Consider the following 18,205-nt stretch of genomic DNA (forward strand, 5'->3'; position numbering starts at 1 on the left):
TCAACGTGCCAGCCGGGCACTTGAGTGGGAGGCGAGCAGCCAGTGACACCGATCAGCCGCAGGGGTTTCGTGGGTATCGGCGCCGGGCTGGTGGCGGGGGCCGCCCTGCCCGCGGTCACGCCGACGACGGCAGCCGCGGCGGCCGCGACCGGCACGATCACCGATGTGAAGCACGTGGTCATCCTCATGCAGGAGAACCGCAGCTTCGACCACTACTTCGGCAGGCTGAGGGGTGTCCGCGGCTTCGCCGACCGTGCGGCCGGCAACATCCCGGGCGGCTGGGGCACCTTCAACCAGTCCAACTGGGGCGGGCGCCAGCACCCCTGGAAGCTGAGCGCCACCCCGGCCGCCGGCGGCGTGGACGGCGAGACCCTCGCCCAGTGCAACGGCGACCTCCCGCACAGCTGGACCTCGCAGCACGCCGCCTGGAACAAGGGCCGGATGGACAACTGGGTCCTCGGCGTCGGCAACACCCGCACCCTCGGCTACCTCGACCGGGGCGACATACCCTTCCACTACGGGCTCGCCGACAACTACACGGTCTGCGACGCCTACTTCTGCTCCACCCTCAGCGCCACCGGCCCCAACCGCACCTTCCTGTGGAGCGGCAAGGTCGACGCGGGCAGCAAGGACGGCGGCGACGAGTCCGGGCTCACCTGGGAGACGTACGCCGAAGCCCTCCAGCGGGCCGGGATGAGCTGGAAGGTCTACCAGAACGCCCAGGACAACTACGGCGACAACGGCCTGGCCTACTTCAAGAAGTTCACGGACGCGGCCCCCGGCAACCCGCTGTGGGACCGGGGCATGGGCTCGGTCCCCAAGGTCACCGGCTCCACCCCCGATGACATCGCGGCGGCGATCCGCGCCGACGTGGTCGCCGGCACCCTCCCCCAGGTGTCCTGGGTCGTGGCCAGCGAGGCCTTCTCGGAGCACCCGTACGCGCCCCCCGGCGACGGCGCGCACTTCGTCGACCTGGTCTACCGGGCGCTCGCCGCGAACCCGGAGGTCTTCGACTCCACGGTCCTCTTCCTCAACTACGACGAGAACGACGGCTTCTTCGACCACGTCGCGCCGCCGATCGCCCCGCCCGGCACCCCCGGCGAGTACATCGACGGCACCCCCATCGGCCTCGGCTTCCGCGTGCCGATGATCGTGATGTCCCCGTGGACCCGGGGCGGCTGGGTCAGCTCCGAGGTCTTCGACCACACCTCCGTCCTGCGCTTCATGGAGACGTGGACCTCGGCCCTGGGCACTCCTGCCACCTGCCCCAACATCAGCGCGTGGCGCCGCAAGGTCACCGGCGACCTGACCGGGGTGTTCGACTTCGCGCACCCCGTCTACGGCGTCCCCTCCGGGCTGCCCCCGACGGCGAAGGTCATCGGCCAGTCGACCTGCGGCCCGCTGCCCAACCCCGCGCCGCAGGACAACGCCCTGCCGGCGCAGGAGGCCGGGACCCGTCCCGCGCGGGCCCTGCCGTACCAGGTCAACGGCAACCTCGACCGCTTCGAGTTCGGGGCGGCGGGCAAGATCCTGGCCTGGTTCTCGATGACCAACCAGGGTGCGCAGGCGAAGCAGGCGGCGCACTTCTCGATCCACCCGCACCAGTACCGGGACACGGCGGCCTGGCAGTACACGGTCGACCCCGGCTCCACGGCTACGGACTACTTCAACATCGGGCTCGGCAGCGGCTCCGGCAAGTACGACATCTCGATGTACGGGCCCAACCGCTTCCTGCGGCGCTTCATCGGCGACGCGTCGAAGGCCGGCAAGTCGGTTGAGGTCGCGGCCCGCTACGCGGTGGAGCCCGGCACGGGCAAGACGGCGCTCTACCTCAAGATGACCAACGCCTCGGCCGCGCCGGTCACCTTCACGATCCGCTCGAACGCCTACCGCACCGACGGCCCGTGGACGTACACCGTCCCGGCGAACTCCTCCCGCGAGGACTACTTCAACGCGGTCGCGTACAGCAACGGCTGGTACGACTTCACGATCCTGGCGGACTGCGACGGCACCTGGTCGCGCCGCTACACGGGCCACATCGAGACGGGCGCGCCGAGCATCTCGGGCTGACCGCGGTCGCTGCCGGCCGGCCCGGAGCAGGGCCGGCCGGAGCGCGCCCCGCCCGGAGGGCGTCCCGCCTACAGGACGTCCCCGTCGCGCCAGTCGAAGTCGAGCCGCCCGGCCGGGTCCAGCCGGACCCCGCCGGGCGGCGACCACACGTACGTGGACCCCTCCTCGTCGGGAAGCCGCACCGCCCCCTCGGGGGCGAGCACCCCGATCGGTCCCGGCCACACCGACCAGCCCCGGCCGAGGTAGAGCCGGGCGCCGTCCTGCGACGCCGAGAGGGCGCCGAGCACGTAGGCCCGTCCGATGACCGCCTCCAGGCCGGCCATCACGGCGCTCCCGATCCCGCTGCGCCGCCGGTCCGCCCGGACGGCCACGGCCTCGACGTACCCGGTGCGCAGGGCCCGCCCCCGGTGCAGCACCCGCCGCTGGACCACGCTCCCGTGCGCGACGAGTTCGCCGCCCTCGTGCACCAGGGCGTGCATCCCGCCGAGCGCGTGCTCGAAGTCCTCGTCGGCGAAGTCCCCGTCGAACGCGGCGTCCAGCAGCGCCCGGACCTCCTCCAGCGCGCCGGGCGCCAGTTGGGAGGTGTGCGCGAGGACTGTCCGTGTATCGGTCATGGAACCAGTGTCTCCCGGCCAGGGATCGACCGGCACGGCCCTGGCCTCCCCGCGGCCGCCCGCGCACACTCGCTGCATGGCTCCCGAGACCCAGCAGTGGACCCCGACCCACGGCGATCCCTACCGGCCCGTCCCCTACCGGCCCGAGCGGATGCCGAGCACCGAATCCCTCGCGCGCGCCGCGCAGTTGCGGGCGCGGATGGACGAGCGGCGGACCGTACGCCACTTCTCCACCGACCCCGTGCCGGAGCAGGCCGTCCGGGACGCCATCGCCTGCGCCGCGACCGCCCCCTCCGGCGCGCACCAGCAGCCGTGGACGTTCGTCCTGGTCAAGGACCCGGACGTCCGCCGGCAGATCCGCGCCGCGGCGGAGCGGGAGGAGCAGGTCTCCTACGACGGCCGCCTCGGCGAGGAGTGGCTCGCCGCGCTGCGCCCGATCGGCACGGACGCCGTCAAGACCCACCTCACTGACGCCCCCGCCCTGGTCGTGGTCTTCCAGCAGCGCTACTGGCTGGGGCCGGACGGCACGAAACACAAGCACTACTACGTCGACGAGTCGGTCGGCATCGCGGTCGGCATGCTGCTGTCAGCGCTCCACCTCAGCGGTCTTGCGGCGCTGGTCCACACCCCGAGCCCGATGCGGTTCCTCTCCCAGGTCCTGGACCGCCCGGCTAACGAGAAGGCCTTCGCCGTCATCCCGGTCGGCTACCCCGCGGACGACTGCGAGGTCCCGGACCTGGTGCGCAAGTCCCTGGACCAGGTCCTGGTCGAGGTCTGAGGGCCCCAGGCCGCCCCTATGGGGCGTCGTGGATCCGGTACGAGGCCTCGTGGAGCCGGCCGAGCAGCGCCAGCAGGGTGTCCCGCTCCGCCGGTTCCAGCGGCGCGAGGAACTCGGCGTTCGCCGCCTGCGCCAGGGCCGTGCAGCGGGCCAGGGTGTCCGCACCGGCCGGGGTGAGGCTGACGGCGTTCTTGCGGCGGTCGGCGGGATCCGGCGTGCGCAGGACGAGGCCCGCGCCCTGGAGGTGGTTGAGCAGGCCGACGAGGTCCTTGGGGTCGATGGCGAGCCGGCGGCCCAGGTCGGCCTGGGCGAGGGGGCCGTACTCGTCCGTCGCCGCGAGTACCGCGTGGTGCGCGAGCTTGAGCCCCTCCGTGGCGAGCGCGTCGGCGACCAGGGCCCGCCCGTGGGCGGCCACCCGGCCGACGAGCCAGCTCGGCAGGGTCTGGATGTGGGCGAGCGCTGAGGTCTTGGGCGCGGGGTTCATGGGCACAGCCTATCGAGAAACCGTTGGACATCCCCACGATCTCCGTTACCGTTGGGACATCCAACGAAATCGATCGAGGGAGGTTCCGTGCTGCGTGTCCGGTACGAGGTCAACGGCGGCCCCGAGGTGCTGTTCGGCGAGGAAGCCGAAGTCCCCCGCCCGTCGGCCGGCGAGCTGCTGGTCCGCGTGGAGGCGATCGGCGTCACCCTGCCCACCGTCCGCAAGGTGCGCGAGAGCAGCGAGCCGATGCCGCTGGGCGGCGAGGTCGCCGGCACCGTGGAGGCCCTCGGCGCCGGCGTGACGGGCTTCGCCGTCGGCGACCGCGTCACCGGACTCTGCTTCGCCCAGGCCTACGCGGAGTTCGCCGTCCTGCACACCGCCATGGCCTCACGCGTCCCCGACGGCGCGAGCGCCGTCGAGGCGATCGCCCTCGTGCGCAGCGGCCTGGTGGCGCGCGGGGCGTACGAGGCCGCCCGCCCGGAGCCCGGCGAGTCGGTCCTGGTGACGGCGGCGGCCAGCGCCACCGGCACGCTCGCGCTCCAGTACGCCAGGGCGGGTGGCGCCGGGCGGGTGGTGGCCGCCGTCAGCGACCCCGCCAAGGGGGACTTCGTCCGCTCCCTCGGCGCCGACGAGGTCGTGCTGTACCGGGACGACGACTGGGGAGACCCGTACGACATCGTCCTGGACGGCGTCGGAGGCGACCTGCTCTCCCCCGCCGTACGCGCCCTCGCGCCCGGCGGCCGCCTGGTGGCCTTCGGCTCCGGCGGCGGCACGGTGGAGGCGTACGAGCTGCTGGTCCGCGGCGCGTCGGTGATCGGCTTCCAGATGCGGGCCATCGCCCTCGGCAAGCCGGCGCTGTACGCCCGCTGGCTGCGCGAGGTGTGGCAGATGCGGGACGCGGGCACCCTGCGCGCGTCGGTCCACGAGGAGATCCCGCTGGCCGAGGCGGCCCGCGCGCACACGGTGGTCGAGCGGCGCCGCAACCTCGGCAAGGTGGTGCTCGTGCCGTGACCCCGCTCTCCCGGACATGGAAACCGCCCCCGATCCGGACTTGGGGGTACCGGAACGGGGGCGGGGTTCAGCGGGGGGCCGTCAGCCCATGTGGGGGTACGCGTAGTCCGTGGGCGGGACCAGCGTCTCCTTGATGGAGCGGGTCGAGGTCCAGCGCAGCAGGTTCGACGCCGCGCCGGCCTTGTCGTTCGTACCCGAGGCACGGCCGCCGCCGAAGGGCTGCTGGCCGACGACGGCGCCGGTCGACTTGTCGTTGATGTAGAAGTTGCCCGCCGCGAAGCGGAGCTTGTCCATCGCGTCGGCCACCGCGTAGCGGTCCTGCGCGATGACGGCGCCGGTCAGGGCGTACGCCGACACCGACTCCATCTGCTCCAGCATCGCGTCGAACTGCTCGTCCTCGTAGACGTGGACGGCCAGGATCGGGCCGAAGTACTCGGTCGTGAAGACCTCGTTCGCCGGGTCCGTGCACGCGATGACGGTCGGGCGGACGAAGTAGCCCTCCGAGTCGTCGTACGTGCCGCCCGCGACGATGGTGCAGGTCGGGTCGGCCTTGGCGCGGTCGATGGCGGCCTTGTTCTTGGCGAACGAGCGCTCGTCGATGACGGCGCCGATGAAGTTCGTCAGGTCGCGGACGTCACCCATGGCGATGCCGTCGACCTCGGCCGCGAAGGCCTCCTTGAAGCCGTCGTTCCAGATCGACGCCGGGATGTAGGCGCGGGAGGAGGCCGAGCACTTCTGGCCCTGGAACTCGAAGGAGCCGCGGGTCAGGGCCGTCTTGAGGATGTCGCGGTCCGCGGACGGGTGCGCGACGACGAAGTCCTTGCCGCCGGTCTCGCCGACCAGGCGCGGGTAGGAGCGGTACTTCTCGATGTTGTTGCCGACCGTCTTCCACAGGTACTGGAAGGTCTTGGTCGAGCCGGTGAAGTGGATGCCCGCCAGCTCGGGGTGGTTCAGGGCCACCTCGGAGACGGCGATGCCGTCGCCGGTCACCAGGTTGATGACGCCCTTGGGCAGACCGGCCGCCTCCAGGAGCTCCATCAGCAGGACCGCGGAGTGCGTCTGCGTCGGGGACGGCTTCCACACGACCACGTTGCCCATCAGGGCCGGGGCGGTCGGCAGGTTGCCGGCGATGGCCGTGAAGTTGAACGGGGTGATCGCGTAGACGAAGCCTTCGAGCGGGCGGTGGTCGCTGCGGTTCCACACGCCGGCGCTGTTCGCGGCCGGCTGCTCCGCCAGGATCTGGCGGGCGAAGTGGACGTTGAAGCGCCAGAAGTCGACGAGCTCGCAGGGGGTGTCGATCTCGGCCTGCTGGGCGGTCTTCGACTGGCCGAGCATCGTGGACGCGGCCAGCTTCTCGCGCCAGGGACCGGCCAGCAGGTCGGCGGCGCGCAGGATGATCGCGGCGCGGTCGTCGAAGGACATCGCGCGCCAGGCCGGGGCGGCGGCCAGGGCGGCGTCGACGGCCTCCTGGGCGTCGGCCTCGGTGGCGTTGGCGTAGGTGCCGAGCACCGACTTGTGGTCGTGCGGCTGCACGACGTCGAAGCGCTCGCCGCCGCCCATCCGCTTGACGCCGTTGATCGTCATGGGGAGGTCGACCGGGTTCTCGGACAGCTGCTTGAGCTGGATTTCGAGACGTGCGCGCTCCGGGCTGCCGGGGGCGTACGAGTGGACCGGCTCGTTGACCGGCGCGGGGACCTGGGTCACAGCATCCATGGGGCTGGTAACTCCTTGAGCTAGTTCTGGACCTAGTTCTTGGTGATCATCGAGCGGAGGAAGAAGAGGAGGTTGGCCGGCTTCTCCGCCAGGCGGCGCATGAAGTAGCCGTACCAGTCCGTCCCGTAGGCGGTGTAGACACGCATCCGGTGGCCCTCGGCGGCCAGCCGCAGGTGCTCTTCGCCGCGGATGCCGTACAGCATCTGGAACTCGTACTCGTCCAGTTTGCGCCCGGCCGCCCGCGCGAGCTCCTGTGCGATGGCGATCAGACGCGGGTCGTGGGACCCGATCATCGGGTACCCCTCGCCCTCCATCAGGACTTTCATGATCCGGACGTACGCCTTGTCGATCTCGGCTTTGTCCTGGTAGGCGACCTCGGCGGGCTCCTTGTAGGCACCCTTGACGATGCGCACGCGGCTGCCGGCGGCGGCGAGGCGCCGGGCGTCGGCCTCGGTGCGGAAGAGGTAGGCCTGGATCACGCAGCCGGTCTGCGGGAAGTCGCGGCGCAGCTCCTCGTGGATGGCGAACATCGAGTCGAGGGTGGTGTGGTCCTCGGCGTCCAGGGTGACGGTGGTGCCGATGGCGGCGGCGGCCTCGACGACGGGGCGGACGTTGGCGAGCGCCAGCTCGTGACCGCCCTCCAGCGCCTGTCCGAACATGGACAGCTTGACGGACATCTCGGCCTTGTCGCCCAGACCGAGGGCGCCGAGCCGCTCGATCAGCTCCAGGTAGGCGTCCCGCGCGGCGTGGGACTGCTCCACGGTGGTGATGTCCTCGCCGACCACGTCGAGGGTGACCTCAAGGCCCTTGCGCGTGAGGTCTTCGACGATCGGGATGACCTGGTCGACCGTCTCACCGGGGATGAACCGGTTCACCACGGGCTTGGTCACGGGGGCGGCAGAGACGATTCGGCGCATCTTGTCGCTGCGCGACGCGGCGAGGATCGCGGGACCCAGCACGGGGCACCTCCAACGGGTGGCAGAAGCGGACATACGATCCGTCGCCGGATGGGCGGAGGACGTAAGAAAAACGCAAGTAAAACCACCGTGAAACCTAAGGATCTCCACGATCCTCTGCTATCGACAGCTGTCACGCATCCGTGGCGGCTATCTCATACATATGTCTGACGACCGGTGCGCAGGGTGGGAGAATGTGCGGGTGAAGGGCGATTACCAGGACCTGGTGGACGAGATCTCGGCGCTGGTCGGCGCCCCGGCGACGCTGGAGAACCGGGACTTCCGCCTCATCGCCTTCGGCGCGCACGACAGCGACGACGATCTCGCCATGGACCCGGTACGGACCCGTTCGATCCTCACCCGGCAGTCCACCGCGGCCGTCCGCGCCTGGTTCGAGGCGTTCGGCATCGCCCGCGCCACCGGACCGGTACGGATCCCGGCGGCGCCCGACGCGGGGGTGCTCCGGGGCCGGACCTGCCTCCCCGTGCGGTACCGGGGCATCGTGCAGGGCTACGTGTGGCTCCTGGATCCGGAGCCCGGATCCGGCGAGGGACCCGGCCCGGCGGCGCTGGCCTCCGCCATGGAGGTCGCCGAGCGGATCGGGGTGCTGCTCGCGCAGGAGGCCAGGGCGGGGGCGGACCTCTCGCGGGAGTTCCGTACCGCCCTCACCGCCGGGCGGGGCTGGGAGCGGGAGATGGCGGAGGCCGCGCTGCGCTCCGCCCTCGGCCCGGACGGGGACGGCCTGCACACCGTGGTGTGCCTGACCCCGTGGGCCGCGGAGGCGCCGGGCTCGGTGGCGGGCGCGGCGGCGGTGTGCGTGGCCCCGTCCCCGGGGCCGCCGGGGCTGGCCGTGCTGGTCAGGCTCCGCTCGGCGGACGCGCTGACCCCGGCAGAGACGGTGGCGGCCCGGCTGCTGCCCCGGGACACCGCCGCGGCCACCGCCGGGATCGCGGAGCCCCGTCGCGGGACGGCGGGGCTCGCCGACGCCTGGTCCCAGGCCTGGGCCGCGGCCCGGGCGGCGGCCGCGCAGCCCCGGCTCGGCCCGGTGGCCCGCTGGTCGGCGATCGGCCCGTACCGGATGCTGGCCACCCTGGCGACGACCCCGCCGGACGACCCGGCGACCCGCGCACTCCTCGCCCCCGCCCACCGCGAACTGGCCCGCACGGCGGAGGTCTTCCTCGACTGCGCGGGCCAAGCCGGCCGCGCGGCAGCCGCCCTCGGCATCCACCGCCAGACCCTGTACTACCGCCTGGGCAGAGTGGAGCACCTGACGGGCCTCGACCTGGACGAGGGCGAGGACCGCCTCCTGCTCCACATGGCCCTCAAAACGGCCCGCCTGCGCTGACCGGGGCGGTCACTTGGCCGCGAACGGGCCGCCGGCTCCGAAGGCGTGTTCCGCGAAGCGTTCGCCGATGCGGCGGTGGCCGGTGGCGTCGGGGTGGATGCCGTCCGGGAGGGGGAGGCCGGCGAGGTCCGGCTCGCCGTAGAGGGCGCGGCCGTCCAGGTAGTGCAGGTGGGGGTCCTGCGCCGCCCGGGCCGCGGTGATCCGGGCCAGCTCGTCACGGATGACGTTGAGCGTCAGCCGCCCGGCGGCCCGCTCCGCCGGGTCGCCCGTCGCCCGGAACCTCAACGTCCCGCCCTCGAACTCCGGCGCGAGGGGCCCGGGAGTGTCCTCCTGGACCGGGCACAGGATCGGCGAGACGACGAGCAGCGGCACGCTCGGGTGCCCCTCGCGGAGGGTGTCGAGGAAGCCGTGGACCGCCGGACCGAAGGCGCGCAGCCGCATCAGGTCGGTGTTGACCAGGTTGATGCCGATCTTGACGCTGATCAGGTCGGCGGGGGTGTCCCGCATGGCCCGGGCGGTGAACGGGTCGAGCAGGGCGTTGCCGCCGAATCCGAGGTTGATCAGCTCCACGCCGCCCGCGCGCGCGGCGACGGCCGGCCACGTCCCGGTCGGACCGGAGTCCCTCGAACCGTGGCTGATCGAACTGCCGTGGTGCAGCCACACCCTGCGGCCGTGGCCGGCCGCCTCCCCGACGGGCGCGTCGGTGCGCAGGGCCACCAGCTCGGTGATCTCCGCCTGGGGCAGCCAGATCTCGATGTCCTTCTCCGCGGCGGCCAGCCCGGTGAACCGGACGGTGGCGACCGGCCCGGGCTCGGTCACCGTGGATCCGGTCGCCATGTCGACGGTGAGCACGTTCCCGCCGACGGCGGCGGCCCGGGCCGTCACGCGGCCGTCGACGACCAGTTCGTACACGCCGTCCGGCTGCGCCGGGGCGCCCCGATAGGCCACCTTCGTGGGCAGGACGTCCAGTTCGACGGCGGTGGTGCGACTGCGGAACGCGAGGCGGACACCGGAGGGCTGGGACTCGACCATCGCGAGGTAGGGGTCGGGGCACTGCCTGCGCGCCCAGCCCGGCAGCCGGTGGGGGAGCAAGCCGTGCGCGGTGCGCTCCAGTTCGAGCGCACCGCGCAGGATGTGGGGTCCGACAGGGGTGGTGGTCCAGTCCGCCACTTTGGCCTCCTTAAGGGGTGACCAGCGACGATAGCCACACGGCATGACGGGGCGCCGCATGGTTTTCCCCCGGCCCCCTGGCATCCCCCGGCTCCCTGGCATCCCCCGGCTTCGCCGCCCGCCCGGCCCGCTACGCGCCGTCGTCGCCCTTCGCCTGTCCCCCCGCGGCCCGGAAGATGCCCTCGGCGGCCATGCGCATGCCCTCGGTGAACTCCTCGGCCGTGGCCGCCGACTCGGGATCGAAGATCCACTGGATCATCAGGCCGTTCAGGAGCGCCTGGTAGAACGCTCCGAGCGTGCGTACGTCCCGGTCCGTCAGCTCGTCCTCCGGCCGGCCCGTCATCAGCGCGATCATGCCCTTGCGCCCCTCGCCCTGCGAGGCGGCGAGGAGTTGGCGCAGCTGCGGCAGCCGCTCGCCGCCGAGTGCGACCTCCATGCTCGCCGCCCACAGCGGGCCGCTCTGCTCGTGCCCGGACACGACGCCCTCCCACACCGAGCGGAACCGTTCCAGCGAGCCGTCCTCGCCGACCCGGTCGGCCGTCCAGGTGTCGCCCCACTGCTGGATGAGTTCGATGTAGGCCTGGGTCAGCAGCGCGTCCTTGGAGCCGTAGTGGTAACCGATGGACGCCAGGTTGGTACCCGAGGCGTTGACGATGTCGCGCGCGGTGGTCCGCACGAAACCCTTCTCCATCAGGCACTTCTTCGCGCCCACGAGCAGATCTTCACGATGTCCCATGGCCGCAGCATAACAAGACAAGCGTCCTAGACGAGCGTCTCTGACAAACGTTCCACACAGTCGTACTAGACAAGCGTTTATGACGTCTGTACATTTCTTCTCATGACGAACCCCGCTGCTACAGCACGCCTCGCCGGCCGCCGTGAATGGATCGCCTTCACCGTCCTCGTGCTGCCCCTGCTCCTGGTCTCGATGGACGTATCCGTCCTCTACTTCGCCATCCCCGCCATCACCCGGCAGCTGGACCCGAGCGCGACCCAGCAGCTGTGGATCTTCGACAGCTACGCCTTCGCCCTCTCCGGACTCCTCATCACCATGGGTTCGCTGGGCGACCGGATCGGCCGCCGCAAGCTGCTGCTGATGGGCGCGGCCGCCTTCGGCCTCGCCTCCGTCGGCGCCGCCTACGCCACCAGCCCCGAGATGCTCATCGCGGCCCGCGTCCTCCTCGGCATCGGCGGTGCGACCCTGATGCCGTCCACGCTGGCGCTGGTGCGCAACCTCTTCCAGGACGACAAGCAGCGCGGCCAGGCCATCGCGATCTGGTCCGGCGTCATGACCGGCGGCATCGCACTCGGTTCCGTGATGAGCGGCCTGATGCTGAACCACTTCTGGTGGGGTTCGGTCTTCCTCATCAACGTCCCCGCGATGCTGCTCCTGCTGCTCCTGGTCCCCGTGCTGGTCCCGGAGTTCAAGGACCCGGCCCCCGGCCGCTTCGACCTGCTGAGCGTCCCGCTCTCGATGGCCGCCGTCCTGCCGCTGGTGTACGGCCTCAAGGAGATCGCCGCCGAGGGCTTCGAGCCGCTCTACCTCGGCTGCGTCGCGGTCGGCCTGGTCTTCGGCTACGTCTTCCTGCGCCGCCAGCGCACCCGTGAGGACGCCATGATCAGCCGGGCGCTCTTCCGGGGCCGCGGCTTCGGCGCCGGCATCGGCCTCAACACCGTCGCCGCCTTCGCCATGATGGGTTCGGCCTACTTCACCACCCAGTACCTCCAGTCGGTCCTGGGCATGGGCACCCTCGAAGCGGCCCTGTGGAGCCTCGCCCCCTCGCTGGCCATCGGCGCCGCCGCCCCCGTCGGAGCGGCCCTCGCCCAGAAGACCGACCGGGCCCACGTCATCGCCGGCGGGTTCGTCCTCGCCGCGGTCGGATTCGCCCTGATGGGGCTCCTCGACACCGACTCGCTGTGGCTGCTGCTGGTCGCGGCCGGCGTCCTCGCCTCCGGCATCGTGACGGTGATGTCCCTCGTCTCCGACATGGCGCTGGGTTCGGCCCCCGCCGAGAAGGCCGGTTCGGCCGCCTCCCTGCTGGAGACGGGCCAGGAGTTCGGCGGGGCCCTCGGGATGGCGCTCCTCGGCAGCCTCGGCACCGCCGTCTACCGCGGTGACCTGGCCGGCTCGGACCCCGCCGTACGGGAGACCCTGGGCGGCGCGGTCGCGGTGGCCCAGCGGCTCGGCGGGGAGGCGGGCGGGCAGGTCCTCACGGTGGCCCGGGAGGCCTTCGTCCACGGGATGCGGTACGCGGCCTGGGGCGGCACGGCGTTGCTGCTCGCGGCGGCGGTGCTCGCGGTGGTCTCGATGCGGGGCATCGCCGCTCCTGCCCCGGCCGAGGCGGAGCCGGCCGAGGGTCCCGGAGCCCTCGTCCACTGAGCCTCGTACACGAAAAAAGCGGAAGGGCCCGGGGGAACCCGGGCCCTTCCGCCGCGCGTACGGCAGATCAGGTGAGGCTGACCGTGCGCGCCGAGACGGCGCCGATCTCGGCGGCGATGTCCGCGAGGACGTTGGCCGGGACCTCCGCGTCGACGGTGAGGACGCCGAGCGCCTCGCCGCCCTCCTCGGCGCGGGCGACCTGCATGCCCGCGATGTTCAGGCCGGCTTCGCCGAGGATGCGGCCGACGGTGCCGACGACGCCCGGGCGGTCGGCGTAGCGCAGGACGATCATCTGGTCGGCGAGCGCGAGGTCGAGGTCGTACTCGCCGATGCCGACGATCTTCTGCAGGTGCTTGGGGCCCGCGAGCGTGCCGGAGACCGAGATCTCCTGACCGTCCGACAGGGTGCCGCGCACGGTCACCACGTTGCGGTGGTCCGGGGACTCCGAGCTGGTGGTCAGCCGGACCTCGACGCCGCGCTCCTGCGCGAACAGCGGCGCGTTGACGTAGGAGACCGTCTCGTCGACGACGTCCTCGAACACACCCTTGAGGGCGGAGAGTTCCAGCACCTTGACGTCGTGCTGGGTGATCTCGCCGCAGACCTCGACGTCGAGGCGGACCGCGACCTCGCCCGCGAGGGCGGTGAAGATGCGGCCGAGCTTCTCGGCGAGCGGCAGACCGGGACGCACGTCCTCGGCGATGACGCCGCCCTGGACGTTGACCGCGTCGGGCACGAGCTCACCGGCGAGGGCGAGGCGCACCGACTTGGCGACCGAGACACCGGCCTTCTCCTGGGCCTCGTCCGTGGACGCGCCGAGGTGCGGGGTGCAGACGACCTGGTCGAGCTCGAACAGCGGGGAGTCCGTGCAGGGTTCCTTCGCGTACACGTCCAGGCCGGCGCCGGCGACGCGGCCCTCCTTGATGGCGGAGTACAGCGCGGCCTCGTCCACGATCCCGCCGCGGGCGGCGTTGACGATGCGGACGGACGGCTTCACCTTGTGCAGGGCCTCGTCCCCGATGAGACCGAGGGTCTCGGGGGTCTTGGGCAGGTGCACGGTGATGAAGTCCGCGACCTCCAGCAGCTCGTCCAGCGTCAGCATCTTGACGCCCATCTGGGCGGCGCGCGCGGGCTGTACGTAGGGGTCGTACGCGACGACCTTCATGCCGAAGGCGGACATGCGCTGGGCGACGAGGACGCCGATGCGGCCGAGGCCGACGACACCGAGGGTCTTCTCGCTCAGCTCGACGCCGGTGTACTTGTTCCGCTTCCACTCGCCGTTCTTGAGGGCGGTGTTGGCCTGCGGGATGTTGCGGGCGGTGGCGACGAGCAGGCCGCAGGCCAGTTCGGCGGCGGTCACGATGTTCGAGGTCGGCGCGTTCACGACCATCACGCCGGCCTTGGTGGCGGCGGAGACGTCGACGTTGTCCAGGCCGACACCGGCGCGGGCGACGACCTTGAGCTTCTTCGCGGCGGCGATGGCCTCGGCGTCGACCTTGGTGGCGGAGCGCACCAGGATCGCGTCGACGTCCGCGATCGCGGGCAGCAGTTCCGCGCGGTCGGCTCCGTTGACGTGCCGGATCTCGAAGTCAGGGCCGAGCGCGTCCACGGTGGCGGGCGACAGCTCTTCGGCGATGAGTACGACAGGTTTCGAGCTCACGTGGGTCCTCACAAGTCCAGTGCGGACGGCCGTCCCGACGGCCGCAGGCGGTGGAGGGGGTAGCCGCGTGGAAGACGCACGACACTGTGGGCCTGACGCGTTGTGTTGAGCAGTGTAGTAGCGCTTCCGGGCCGGAACTCCGCCTGTACGGAAGGATCACCCGTCCGTGATTGGCCGGGGTGGACAATCGGCGGCTTCGGAGGGTACCGATCCGGCCTGATCGGCTGCGCGGTGACACCGCGGCGGCCGGGGCCGGTGGTGTGCGGCGGGGCCGGGACACGGTCCCGGACCCGCCGCCTCACCGGATCAGCTCTCGTCGTTGTCGACCCAGCTCATCAGCTTGCGCAGCTTCTTGCCGGTGGTCTCCAGCAGGTGCGCCTCGTCGGCCTTCTTGTACTCGTTGTACTTCGGCAGACCGGCCTTGTACTCGGCCATCCAGGTGTTGGCGAACTCGCCGCTCTGGATCTCCGCGAGGACCTTCTTCATCTCGGCCTTGGTGGCGTCCGTGATGATGCGGGGGCCGGTGATGTAGTCGCCCCACTCGGCGGTCTCGGAGACCGACCAGCGCATCTTCTCCAGGCCGCCCTCGTACATGAGGTCCACGATGAGCTTGAGCTCGTGCAGGCACTCGAAGTACGCGATCTCCGGCTGGTAGCCGGCCTCGGTCAGGGTCTCGAAACCGGCCTTGACCAGGGCGGACGCGCCACCGCAGAGGACGGCCTGCTCGCCGAACAGGTCGGTCTCGGTCTCCTCGGTGAAGGTCGTCTTGATGACGCCGGCGCGGGTGCCGCCGATACCGGCCGCGTACGAGAGCGCGAGGGCGAAGGCGTTGCCGGTGTAGTCCTGCTCGACGGCGGCGATGCAGGGCACGCCGCGGCCTTCCTCGTACTGGCGGCGGACCAGGTGGCCCGGGCCCTTCGGCGCGACGAGGGCGACGTCCACGTTGGCCGGGGGCTTGATGAAGCCGTAGCGGACGTTGAAACCGTGACCGAAGAAGAGCGCGTCGCCGTCCTTGAGGTGGTCCTTGACGGACTCCTCGTAGATCTCGGCCTGGAGCGGGTCCGGGGTCAGGATCATGATGACGTCGGCCCACTCGGCGGCCTCGGCCACGGGGAGGACCTTGAGGCCCTGCTCCTCGGCCTTGGCCTTGGACTTAGAGCCTTCCTTCAGACCGACCACGACAGGGACGCCGGAGTCGCGCAGCGACAGCGCGTGGGCGTGGCCCTGGCTGCCGTAGCCGATGACCGCGACCTTGCGGCCCGCGATGATGGACAGGTCGGCGTCGTTCTCGTAGAACAGCTCGGCCACTGGGATATCTCCTTGGTGCGCTGGTGTTGCTCCCACCGTACGGCGGGGAACGGAATGTGAGTTTCTCGGTCTCGCCATGCGGGCGGCTTGCGTGTCGTCGCCGGGTCACCGGCGAGTCACATCGGGGGGCCGCCGCGCGGGGCGATCGGTCAGGCGCTGCGGTCGAGCGCGCGCAGGCTGCGGTCCGTGATGGACCGGCCGCCACGCCCTATGGCGATCGTGCCGGACTGCACGAGCTCCTTGATGCCGAAGGGCTCCAGCATCTTGAGCATGGCGCCGAGCTTGTCGCTGCCACCGGTCGCCTCGATGGTGACGGCCTCCGGGGAGACGTCGACCGTCTTGGCACGGAACAGCTGGACGATCTCGACGATCTGCGAGCGGGTCTCGTTGTCGGCGCGGACCTTCACCAGAACGAGTTCGCGCTCGATGGCGCTGTGCGGTTCCAGCTCGACGATCTTGAGCACGTTCACCAGCTTGTTCAGCTGCTTGGTCACCTGCTCCAGCGGAAGGTCCTCGACGTTCACGACGATGGTGATGCGGGAGATGTCGGGGTGCTCGGTGACGCCGACCGCGAGGGAGTCGATGTTGAACCCGCGGCGGGAGAACAGCGCGGCGATCCTGGCGAGGATGCCGGGCGTGTTCTCGACCAGGACGGAGAGCGTGTGCTTGGACATGTGGGGCGTTCTCTCTCTCGGCTCTCTCGGCTCAGTCGTCTTCGTTGTCGCCGAAGTCGGGACGGACGCCCCGGGCTGCCATGACCTCGTCGTTGGAGGTGCCGGCGGCGACCATCGGCCACACCATGGCGTCCTCGTGGACGATGAAGTCGACGACCACCGTACGGTCGTTGATCGCGTTGGCCTCGGCGATGACACGGTCCAGGTCGGCCGGGTCCTCACAGCGCAGGGCGACGCAGCCCATGGCCTCGGACAGCTTGACGAAGTCCGGGACGCGGGTGCCCTGGCGGGGGGCGACGGACTCTCCGAGCTGGGAGCCGACGGTGTCGTGGCCGGTCTCGTCCGCGTGCAGGACGGTGTTGGAGTACCGCTGGTTGTAGAACAGGGTCTGCCACTGGCGGACCATGCCCAGCGCGCCGTTGTTGATGATCGCGACCTTGATCGGGATGTTGTTCAGCGCGCAGGTGACCAGTTCCTGGTTGGTCATCTGGAAGCAGCCGTCGCCGTCGATCGCCCAGACGGTGCGCTCGGGCATGCCGACCTTGGCGCCCATGGCGGCCGGGACGGCGTAGCCCATGGTTCCGGCGCCGCCGGAGTTCAGCCAGGTACGGGGCTCCTCGTAGTTGACGAAGTGCGAGGCCCACATCTGGTGCTGGCCGACGCCGGCAGCGTAGATCGTGTGTTCGGGGGCCAGTTCGCCGATGCGCTGGATGACCTGCTGCGGGGAGAGCATGCCGTCCGAAGGCAGGTCGTAGCCCAGCGGGTACGTCTCGCGCCAGCGGTTGAGGTCCTTCCACCAGGCGCTGTAGTCGCCGGCGTTGCCCTCGGTGTGCTCGGCCTGGACGGCCTGGATCAGGTCGGCGATGACCTCGCGGGCGTCGCCGACAATCGGGACGTCCACCTCGCGGTTCTTGCCGATCTCCGCGGGGTCGATGTCCGCGTGGATGACCTTCGCGAAGGGGGCGAAGCTGTCCAGCTTGCCGGTGACGCGGTCGTCGAAGCGGGTACCGAGGGCGATCAGCAGGTCCGACTTCTGCAGCGCCGTGACGCCGGTGACCGAGCCGTGCATACCGGGCATGCCGACGTGCAGGGGGTGGCTGTCGGGGAACGAGCCGAGCGCCATCAGGGTGGTGCAGACCGGGACGCCGGTCAGCTCGGCGAGGACCTTGAGCTCGGCGGTCGCGCCGGACTTCATGACACCGCCGCCGACGTACAGGACCGGGCGCTTGGCCTGGCAGATGAGCTTGGCGGCCTCGCGGATCTGCTTGGCGTGCGGCTTGGTGACCGGCCGGTAGCCGGGCAGGTCGTGGGCGGGCGGCCAGGAGAAGGTCGTCTTCGCCTGGAGCGCGTCCTTGGCGATGTCGACCAGGACCGGGCCGGGGCGGCCGGTGGAGGCGATGTGGAACGCCTCGGAGATCGTCCGCGGGATGTCCTCGGCCTTGGTGACCAGGAAGTTGTGCTTGGTGATCGGCATGGTGATGCCGACGATGTCCGCCTCCTGGAATGCGTCGGTGCCGATCGCCTTGGAGGAGACCTGGCCGGTGATCGCGACCAGCGGGACGGAGTCCATGTGGGCGTCGGCGATCGGGGTGACCAGGTTGGTGGCGCCGGGGCCGGAGGTGGCCATGCAGACGCCGACCTTGCCGGTCGCCTGGGCGTAGCCGGTGGCGGCGTGGCCGGCGCCCTGCTCGTGGCGGACCAGGATGTGACGGACCTTCTTGCTGTCCATCATCGGGTCGTAGGCGGGAAGGATGGCGCCGCCCGGGATGCCGAATACGGTGTCGCACCCCACCTCTTCGAGAGAGCGGATGAGGGACTGCGCACCCGTGACGTGCTCAACTGCGGCGGACTGCTGTCCACCCGTACGGGGCCGCGGCTGCGGATGGTGGGCCCCGGTGGCCTGGTCGGTCATCGGCATTCTCTTCTCGAAGCTGAGGGTTTTACGAGGAGCGGGGATCCCCCGGACCGTGGCCGGGGGCGTGTGCCAGTGCAACAAAAAACCCCTCGTGCCGGGAGGCAAGCGAGGGGAGCGCGTCGGGCGTTGT

15 protein-coding genes are annotated in these 18,205 nt (G+C 71.1%); 5 read left to right on the plus strand and 10 right to left on the minus strand.

Annotated features, from left to right (window positions below):
- Nucleotides 1–42 precede the first annotated feature (42 nt).
- Nucleotides 43–2,070 carry a phosphocholine-specific phospholipase C gene (locus tag OG861_RS09710; RefSeq protein ID WP_329198569.1) on the plus strand — a complete coding sequence of 676 codons (2,028 nt, stop codon included), beginning with the start codon at nucleotides 43–45 and terminating at the stop codon, nucleotides 2,068–2,070.
- A gap of 68 nt (nucleotides 2,071–2,138) precedes the next feature.
- On the opposite strand, the gene OG861_RS09715 is transcribed toward OG861_RS09710, so the two are convergent.
- Nucleotides 2,139–2,684, minus strand: a complete 546-nt coding sequence (locus tag OG861_RS09715) for a GNAT family N-acetyltransferase (protein WP_329198568.1) — start codon at nucleotides 2,682–2,684, stop codon at nucleotides 2,139–2,141.
- Between the two features lie 76 nt (nucleotides 2,685–2,760).
- Between OG861_RS09715 and OG861_RS09720 the strand changes: the two genes are divergently transcribed.
- Nucleotides 2,761–3,462 carry a nitroreductase family protein gene (locus OG861_RS09720; protein WP_329198566.1) on the plus strand — a complete coding sequence of 234 codons (702 nt, stop codon included), beginning with the start codon at nucleotides 2,761–2,763 and terminating at the stop codon, nucleotides 3,460–3,462.
- 16 nt (nucleotides 3,463–3,478) lie between these two features.
- Here the strand turns inward: OG861_RS09720 and OG861_RS09725 are convergent, their stop codons facing one another.
- Complete coding sequence (locus tag OG861_RS09725; RefSeq protein WP_329198564.1) at nucleotides 3,479–3,946, minus strand: MarR family winged helix-turn-helix transcriptional regulator; 468 nt, start codon at nucleotides 3,944–3,946, stop codon at nucleotides 3,479–3,481.
- 87 nt (nucleotides 3,947–4,033) lie between these two features.
- Here OG861_RS09725 and OG861_RS09730 point away from each other — a divergent pair, with 87 nt between their 5' ends.
- Nucleotides 4,034–4,957, plus strand: coding sequence for a quinone oxidoreductase family protein (locus OG861_RS09730; RefSeq protein WP_329198562.1), 924 nt, complete (start codon nucleotides 4,034–4,036; stop codon nucleotides 4,955–4,957).
- 81 nt (nucleotides 4,958–5,038) lie between these two features.
- Here OG861_RS09730 and pruA read toward each other — a convergent pair whose 3' ends face one another.
- Together pruA and OG861_RS09740 are read right to left on the minus strand one after the other, a co-directional pair.
- A complete protein-coding gene (gene pruA / locus OG861_RS09735) occupies nucleotides 5,039–6,670 on the minus strand; it encodes an L-glutamate gamma-semialdehyde dehydrogenase (RefSeq protein ID WP_329198560.1) in 1,632 nt (543 codons plus the stop codon).
- Nucleotides 6,671–6,702: 32 nt separating this feature from the next.
- On the minus strand, nucleotides 6,703–7,629 hold the full coding sequence (locus OG861_RS09740) for a proline dehydrogenase family protein (RefSeq protein ID WP_329198558.1): 927 nt from the start codon (nucleotides 7,627–7,629) through the stop codon (nucleotides 6,703–6,705).
- 199 nt (nucleotides 7,630–7,828) lie between these two features.
- On the opposite strand from OG861_RS09740, the gene OG861_RS09745 reads away from it, so the two are divergent.
- A complete protein-coding gene (locus OG861_RS09745; RefSeq protein ID WP_329198557.1) occupies nucleotides 7,829–8,971 on the plus strand; it encodes a PucR family transcriptional regulator in 1,143 nt (380 codons plus the stop codon).
- Nucleotides 8,972–8,980: 9 nt separating this feature from the next.
- On the opposite strand, the gene OG861_RS09750 is transcribed toward OG861_RS09745, so the two are convergent.
- Nucleotides 8,981–10,141 (minus strand): GDSL-type esterase/lipase family protein, encoded by a 1,161-nt coding sequence (locus tag OG861_RS09750; RefSeq protein ID WP_443056618.1) that lies wholly within the window; start codon nucleotides 10,139–10,141, stop codon nucleotides 8,981–8,983.
- A gap of 130 nt (nucleotides 10,142–10,271) precedes the next feature.
- Nucleotides 10,272–10,877, minus strand: a complete 606-nt coding sequence (locus tag OG861_RS09755; protein WP_329198553.1) for a TetR/AcrR family transcriptional regulator — start codon at nucleotides 10,875–10,877, stop codon at nucleotides 10,272–10,274.
- Nucleotides 10,878–10,979: 102 nt separating this feature from the next.
- Between OG861_RS09755 and OG861_RS09760 the strand changes: the two genes are divergently transcribed.
- On the plus strand, nucleotides 10,980–12,521 hold the full coding sequence (locus OG861_RS09760; protein ID WP_329198551.1) for an MFS transporter: 1,542 nt from the start codon (nucleotides 10,980–10,982) through the stop codon (nucleotides 12,519–12,521).
- A gap of 67 nt (nucleotides 12,522–12,588) precedes the next feature.
- On the opposite strand, the gene serA is transcribed toward OG861_RS09760, so the two are convergent.
- From serA to OG861_RS09780, 4 genes are all read right to left on the minus strand, one after another.
- Entirely contained in the window at nucleotides 12,589–14,178 is a 1,590-nt protein-coding gene (gene serA / locus OG861_RS09765; protein WP_329198549.1) for a phosphoglycerate dehydrogenase, read from the minus strand.
- A 306-nt stretch (nucleotides 14,179–14,484) separates the two neighbouring features.
- Nucleotides 14,485–15,486 carry a ketol-acid reductoisomerase gene (gene ilvC / locus OG861_RS09770; protein WP_136214557.1) on the minus strand — a complete coding sequence of 334 codons (1,002 nt, stop codon included), beginning with the start codon at nucleotides 15,484–15,486 and terminating at the stop codon, nucleotides 14,485–14,487.
- 149 nt (nucleotides 15,487–15,635) lie between these two features.
- Nucleotides 15,636–16,160 carry an acetolactate synthase small subunit gene (gene ilvN, locus OG861_RS09775; protein WP_136214556.1) on the minus strand — a complete coding sequence of 175 codons (525 nt, stop codon included), beginning with the start codon at nucleotides 16,158–16,160 and terminating at the stop codon, nucleotides 15,636–15,638.
- Between the two features lie 31 nt (nucleotides 16,161–16,191).
- Complete coding sequence (locus OG861_RS09780) at nucleotides 16,192–18,078, minus strand: acetolactate synthase large subunit (RefSeq protein WP_329198546.1); 1,887 nt, start codon at nucleotides 18,076–18,078, stop codon at nucleotides 16,192–16,194.
- Nucleotides 18,079–18,205 lie beyond the last annotated feature (127 nt).

The sequence above is a fragment of the Streptomyces sp. NBC_00539 genome (assembly GCF_036346105.1).
Classification (GTDB): Bacteria; Actinomycetota; Actinomycetes; order Streptomycetales; family Streptomycetaceae; genus Streptomyces.

What these genes read in the sequence shown, in the direction of transcription:
- OG861_RS09715 (WP_329198568.1), bottom strand. Translation starts at nt 2,684, where the DNA reads ATGACCGATACACGGACAGTCCTCGCGCACACCTCCCAACTGGCGCCC.
- OG861_RS09720 (WP_329198566.1), top strand. Translation starts at nt 2,761, where the DNA reads ATGGCTCCCGAGACCCAGCAGTGGACCCCGACCCACGGCGATCCCTAC.
- OG861_RS09725 (WP_329198564.1), bottom strand. Translation starts at nt 3,946, where the DNA reads ATGAACCCCGCGCCCAAGACCTCAGCGCTCGCCCACATCCAGACCCTG.
- pruA (WP_329198560.1), bottom strand. Translation starts at nt 6,670, where the DNA reads ATGGATGCTGTGACCCAGGTCCCCGCGCCGGTCAACGAGCCGGTCCAC.
- OG861_RS09755 (WP_329198553.1), bottom strand. Translation starts at nt 10,877, where the DNA reads ATGGGACATCGTGAAGATCTGCTCGTGGGCGCGAAGAAGTGCCTGATG.
- OG861_RS09760 (WP_329198551.1), top strand. Translation starts at nt 10,980, where the DNA reads ATGACGAACCCCGCTGCTACAGCACGCCTCGCCGGCCGCCGTGAATGG.
- ilvN (WP_136214556.1), bottom strand. Translation starts at nt 16,160, where the DNA reads ATGTCCAAGCACACGCTCTCCGTCCTGGTCGAGAACACGCCCGGCATC.
- OG861_RS09780 (WP_329198546.1), bottom strand. Translation starts at nt 18,078, where the DNA reads ATGCCGATGACCGACCAGGCCACCGGGGCCCACCATCCGCAGCCGCGG.